This is a genomic window from Kribbella sp. (genome assembly GCF_035687465.1).
Classification (GTDB): domain Bacteria; phylum Actinomycetota; class Actinomycetes; order Propionibacteriales; family Kribbellaceae; genus Kribbella.
In genome coordinates this window covers 1-5127 of the sequence record NZ_DASRXP010000359.1, presented here as the reverse complement: position 1 = coordinate 5127, position 5127 = coordinate 1, and the positions used below count along the sequence as shown (strand labels likewise).

At 69.4% G+C, this 5127-nt stretch carries 6 protein-coding genes; 5 read left to right on the top strand and 1 reads right to left on the bottom strand.

The features are described from left to right. The 5 genes from VFG33_RS18810 to VFG33_RS18790 all read left to right on the top strand — a co-directional run. On the top strand, positions 1-1914 hold a 1914-nt coding region (locus VFG33_RS18810; protein WP_325054203.1), incomplete at its 5' end, for an ATP-dependent helicase C-terminal domain-containing protein. Positions 1915-2060: 146 nt separating this feature from the next. After that, complete coding sequence (locus VFG33_RS18805; RefSeq protein ID WP_325054202.1) at positions 2061-2534, top strand: RNA polymerase sigma factor; 474 nt, start codon at positions 2061-2063, stop codon at positions 2532-2534. After that, a complete protein-coding gene (locus VFG33_RS18800; RefSeq protein ID WP_325054201.1) occupies positions 2531-3229 on the top strand; it encodes a hypothetical protein in 699 nt (232 codons plus the stop codon). Before VFG33_RS18805 ends, VFG33_RS18800 begins: the two co-directional genes overlap by 4 nt. A gap of 60 nt (positions 3230-3289) precedes the next feature. After that, positions 3290-3952: a hypothetical protein gene (locus VFG33_RS18795; protein WP_325054200.1), complete on the top strand. Its 663-nt coding sequence runs from the start codon at positions 3290-3292 to the stop codon at positions 3950-3952. A gap of 27 nt (positions 3953-3979) precedes the next feature. Beyond that, positions 3980-4666 (top strand): hypothetical protein, encoded by a 687-nt coding sequence (locus tag VFG33_RS18790; protein ID WP_325054199.1) that lies wholly within the window; start codon positions 3980-3982, stop codon positions 4664-4666. 183 nt (positions 4667-4849) lie between these two features. Here the strand turns inward: VFG33_RS18790 and VFG33_RS18785 are convergent. Further along, on the bottom strand, positions 4850-5127 hold a 278-nt coding region (locus tag VFG33_RS18785; protein WP_325054198.1), incomplete at its 5' end, for a hypothetical protein.

The following is a 5127-nucleotide window of genomic DNA, read 5'->3' as shown; positions in this document are numbered from 1 at the left end:
GCCGGGCAGAACGTGCTGCCGTTGTTCGTTCGGCAGTCGCGGGCCGAGCAGGACCGTGCGTTGGCGCCGGGGGCCGAGCGGCGGATCGTGGTGACGACCTCGGTCGCGGAGAGTTCGCTGACTGTGCCGGGGGTGCGGGTCGTGGTGGACTCGGGCCTCGCCCGCGAGCCACGGACCGATCAGTCCCGCGGTCTTGGCGCTCTGGTGACGTGTCGGGTGTCGAAGTCGTCTGCTGATCAGCGAGCCGGTCGCGCTGGGCGGGAGGCGCCCGGTCGGGTCTATCGTTGCTGGTCAGCCACCGACCACGCGCACCTGGACGATCATGCGGCGCCGGAGATCGCTACTGCGGATCTTGCTGCTTTCGCGCTCGACCTTGCTGCGTGGGGGGCGCCTGGTGGTGATGGTCTGGCCTTGCTCGACGCGCCGCCGGTGGTGGCGATGACTGCGGCGACCGAGTTGCTGCGACGCCTGGATGCCATCGATGACGGTGGCCGGATCACCGAGCGGGGACGGCGGATGGCGGCGATCGGCGCTCATCCCAGGTTGGCGCGTGCGCTGCTGGACGGTACGCCGTGGGTCGGCGCCGACCGGGCCCGCGAGATCGTCGCAATGCTCTCGGACGACGCCGGCCGCGACTTCGGCGACGACCTCCCCGCCCGCTGGCGATCCCTCCGCCCAGGCCAGGACCGCGCCGCTACCGCACGCTGGCGAGAGGAGGTCAAACGTCTGGGCCGCGGATCGGAACCTACAACTGGGGGTGCGCAGGAAGCTGCGGCTGGCCTCGCGGCCGGAGCTGGGCCGCAGCCGGTGGTCGGTGACCTCGCTGGAGGTGGTGGGGCGCGGGTGGCGGGCGGTGACCTCGCCGGTGGTGGTGGGCGGCGACGGGCAAGCGGTGACCTCGCGGGTGGCGGTGCGCGGCGGGCGGCGGGCGTAGTACGGGATGATCTTGCGGCTGGGATTGTGGTGGGGTTGGCGTATCCGGATCGGATTGCGCGGGCTCGTGGGGTCGACTCGGCGACGTACCAGATGTCTGGCGGTACGGGTGCCGCACTGGATCCGCAGTCGCCGCTCCGGACTACGCCCTGGCTGGCGATCGCCGTCGCCGACCGCGCACCCGGCCGTGCCGACGCCAGGATCCGCTCCGCCGCACCCATCGACGAGGCGACCGCGCGGGAGGTCGCCGGCGACCTCGTCTCGGCCACCGACCAGATCCGATGGGACGACGGCCGGATCGTGACCCGGCGGGTGGAGGCCTTCGGTGCGATCGTCCTCAACGACGTACCGCTGACCAAGCCCGACCCGCTCCTGGTGCAAGCCGCCGTACGCGACGGTCTGCGCCGCAGCGGTCTCGCCGTACTGCGCTGGTCCGACGCCGCTGTCTCCCTGCGCGACCGGCTCGCGTTCTGCCACGCGCACCTGGGAGCCCCGTGGCCCGAGGTCGACGACGCGGCCCTGCTCGCGAATCTTGACGCCTGGCTCGGCCCGGAACTCGCGTCGGTGCGTCGTTCGGGCGATCTGGCGCGTATCGACGTGGCGTCCGCTCTGCGCCGATTGTTGCCGTGGCCCGCTGCCACCCGCTTCGGCGAACTCGCACCGGAGCGGCTGCCGGTGCCGTCCGGTTCGCAGGTACGGCTCGCGTACGACGGCGCCGAGCCGCCCGTCCTCGCGGTCAAGCTGCAGGAGGTGTTCGGCTGGACCACGACCCCGGTGGTCGCGGACGGTCGCGTTCCCGTCGTACTGCATCTGCTCTCGCCCGCGAGGCGCCCGGTCGCGATCACCAGCGACCTCGCGTCCTTCTGGGTGCAGGGCTATCCACAGGTCCGCGCCGACCTGCGCGCCCGCTACCCACGGCATCCGTGGCCGGAGGATCCGCTGACCGCCAGCCCCACCAAACGGGTCAAACCCCGCCAGTGAGGTCCGGAACCGATCGGCGGGCCGCGGTGTAGAGGCTGTGTCGACACAATGGCGGGATCGAGACGGGAGGCAGGATCAGCGAGGGCGACGAGGCCGCGATTCTGGCCCGGGTCCGTGGTGGGGAGACCGCCGCGTACGCGGAGCTGGTGCGGCAGCATGCCCAGGTGGCGCAGCGGACCGCCGTCTTGCTGGGCGCCGGCTCGGAGGCGGACGACGTAGTACAGGAGTCGTTCGTGAAGGCGTACCGCGCGCTCGGGACCTTCCGGGGCGGGTCCGCGTTCCGGCCGTGGTTGTTGCGGATCGTCGCCAACGAGACGCGCAACCTGCATCGGTCCCGGAGCCGCCGGTGGCGTCGGGAGGAACAGGCTGCCATTCCGGACAGCGTGCTGGATCCGGCCGATGCGGCTGTCTCCACCGAGCGCCGACGCGAGTTGCTCGACGCTGTGCAGACTCTGCCTGAGCACTACCGCCTAGTGGTCACATGCCGCTATCTGCTGGACCTCGATGAGCGGGAGACCGCGACAGTGCTCGGCTGGCCGCGCGGCACGGTCAAGTCGCGGCTCCACCGGGCGCTGGGACGACTACGGACCCAACTACCTGACAAGGAGGTGCAGCGATGACCGACGAGCAGCTTGCTGACGAACTGCGCGCGCTCGGCCGAGCCGTAGTACCTCCTGTTGCTGACGGGCTGACCACAGCTGTGCTGGAGCGAGTAGCTTCCGCGCCGGTACGCCGTACGCCGGCTGAGGTGATCCGTTCCAAGTGGCGAGCTCTCCTGGCTCTCTTGGCTGTCCTGGTTGCCGGCGCGGTTGTGGCTCCGCCGGTGCGAGCGGCTGTGGCGGAGTGGCTCAACATCGGGGGAGTGGAAGCGGTACCTGTTCCATCGGGTCCGACCTCGGCACCTGCGCCACCCGCGGTGAGTGGGCGGCTGACCTTGGCGGAGGCGGGCCGTATCGCTGGGTTCGTGCCGGTGGTTCCTCGGGTGCTGGGGGAGCCCACTGGGCTGGAGGCTTCGACGGGCTTTGTTGCCATGAGTTGGCGGACGGCCGGCGGGACGGTGCGACTTGAGCAGTTCGAGGCGGAGCCGTCACCGATGTATCTGAAGAAGTACTGGTCCACGCTCGAGCAGGTGGATGAAGTGGACGGCTACTGGTTCGGCACACCGCACGATCTGGTCCTCGAGGACAAGAACGGCGGCGACCGTGTCGAACGGGTGGCCGGGGCGACGCTGGTCTGGGTTCGAGGCGGGGTGACGTTCCGTCTGGAGGGAGCGCCGGACAAGGCTCGGGCAACGGAGATCGCGGTCTCTCAGTAGTGGAACCACGCGGACTGCGGCGGTGTATCAGGGGTACCCGAACCGCTGAGGAGAACCACCATGGCCCGCTGGTTGCGTCATACCGTCTTGCTGCTGGTTGTTGTGTTGTTATCTGCCGTCTGGGTGGCGCCGGCGCGCGCGGGCGGTCCGACCAGTGTGTTGCTGAGCGCACCGAACGTCCCCAAGGTCGCTGCCGCGGGTTACGAGGACAGTGCCTACAGAGACCTTCTGAAACTGGTCACGGCAACTGCGGGCGACGAGGGGTCCCAACAAGAACATGCCATCGGCAACTTTGTCCGCGCCACCTGGTTGATCCACGACATGGCGGTCTGGCGGACGGATGTCATCTATCTGTACGCACCGGGTGGTCCCTGGATCGCCACCACCGAGGCTTCCGATGGAACGGGGCAGATGGAGGCCAAGCCGACCTGGCACAAGTCGGCCGACCGGGACCATCTGATCCAACTGCTCGATTCCCTGGGACTGAACGGCCCGGCTGGTACGGGCCAGACCACCGTCGCGCCGGAGACCACCATTGCCGCCGGCGCCGAGTCGGTCGCCGACCAGCCTCCGCCGACCGCGCAATCCGTGAGCGCGGACCAGGGAGCGCTCTCCGGCTGGCGCTGGAGCATCCCTGGCTTCCTCCTCGGCGCCGTGATCGCCGTCATCGCCATCCGTCTCGTTCCACGCCGCCGATCCTGGGAACTGATCGACGCGGAGTGAGTCCACGAATCTGCTGAGGAGTGACCCATGGCTCGCTGGTTGCGTCGTACTGTCCTGATGCTTGCCGTCCTGTTACTGACCGCGATCGGAGTGACTCCAGCGCAGGCGGGCGGAACGAGCACTGTGCTGCTGAGTGCGCCGGGTATCCCCAAGGTCGTTGCCGTCGGCTACTACGAGCAGACGTACAAGGACCTGACGCAGTTGATGGATCCGGCACAGAGCCGGAACCTCGTGCCGGAAGAGGACCGCGCGAGCGGGTCGTTCATCCGGGCGGTCTGGATGATCAACGACGAGGCGCCCTGGCGGTTGGACATGATCTACCCGGACGCGCCAGGTGGACCATGGATCGCGACGCAGACGGGAACCGGCAACGGCAACCTGGCGAGCAAGCCGGTCTGGCACCGGGCGACGAACGACGTCGCGCTGATCAAACTGCTGGTCACCCGCGGCCTACTCGGCCACCAACGCGGCGACCAGGGCCCCGGCGGCCCCACCAGCCTCCCCATCACGGGATCCGCCGACTCGGCCGACTCGGCCGCTGCCTGGGCGGTGGGCTCCGGGCAGCCACCGGCCGAGGTGATCAAAGCCGACCAGGGAGCGCTCACCGGCTGGCGCTGGACGATCCCCGGCTTCCTCCTCGGCGCCGTCATCGCCGTGCTCGTCAACCGCCTCGTCCTACGCCGCCGCCCCCGGCAACCCACCGAAACGGGGTAGACCCGAGCCCAGGTGGTGTATCCGCTTTCCAGCTCCGGCGAGTGTGACGTTTCCCCTTGTGGATAAGGCTAAGCGGGCCTCTCGCTGGGTGACGATGCCGCGACCAGCTGTAGTAGAATCGAACACATGTTCGCCGCCAATGACCCCGACCCCGACTCCGACGCCCCAGACGTCGCTGGCACCTCAGATGTCGCCGACACCCCAGCTGTCGCCGATGCGCCAGGGATCGCCGGTGCGCGAGGTGGCGCCTCTGCGGAGGATGTCGGCGATGCGGAGGATGTCGGCGATGCGCGAGGTGTCGCTGGTGTCGGCTCTGTGGAGGATGTCGGCGATGCGCGAGGGGTTGCTGGTGGCGCCGATGTGGTGGGTGTCGGTGAGGTGTGGGATATCGCTGGTCTGGATGCGGCTGGGACGTTGGCTGCGGCGGCTCGGTCGCATGCGGAGCGGATCCAGTCCGAGGT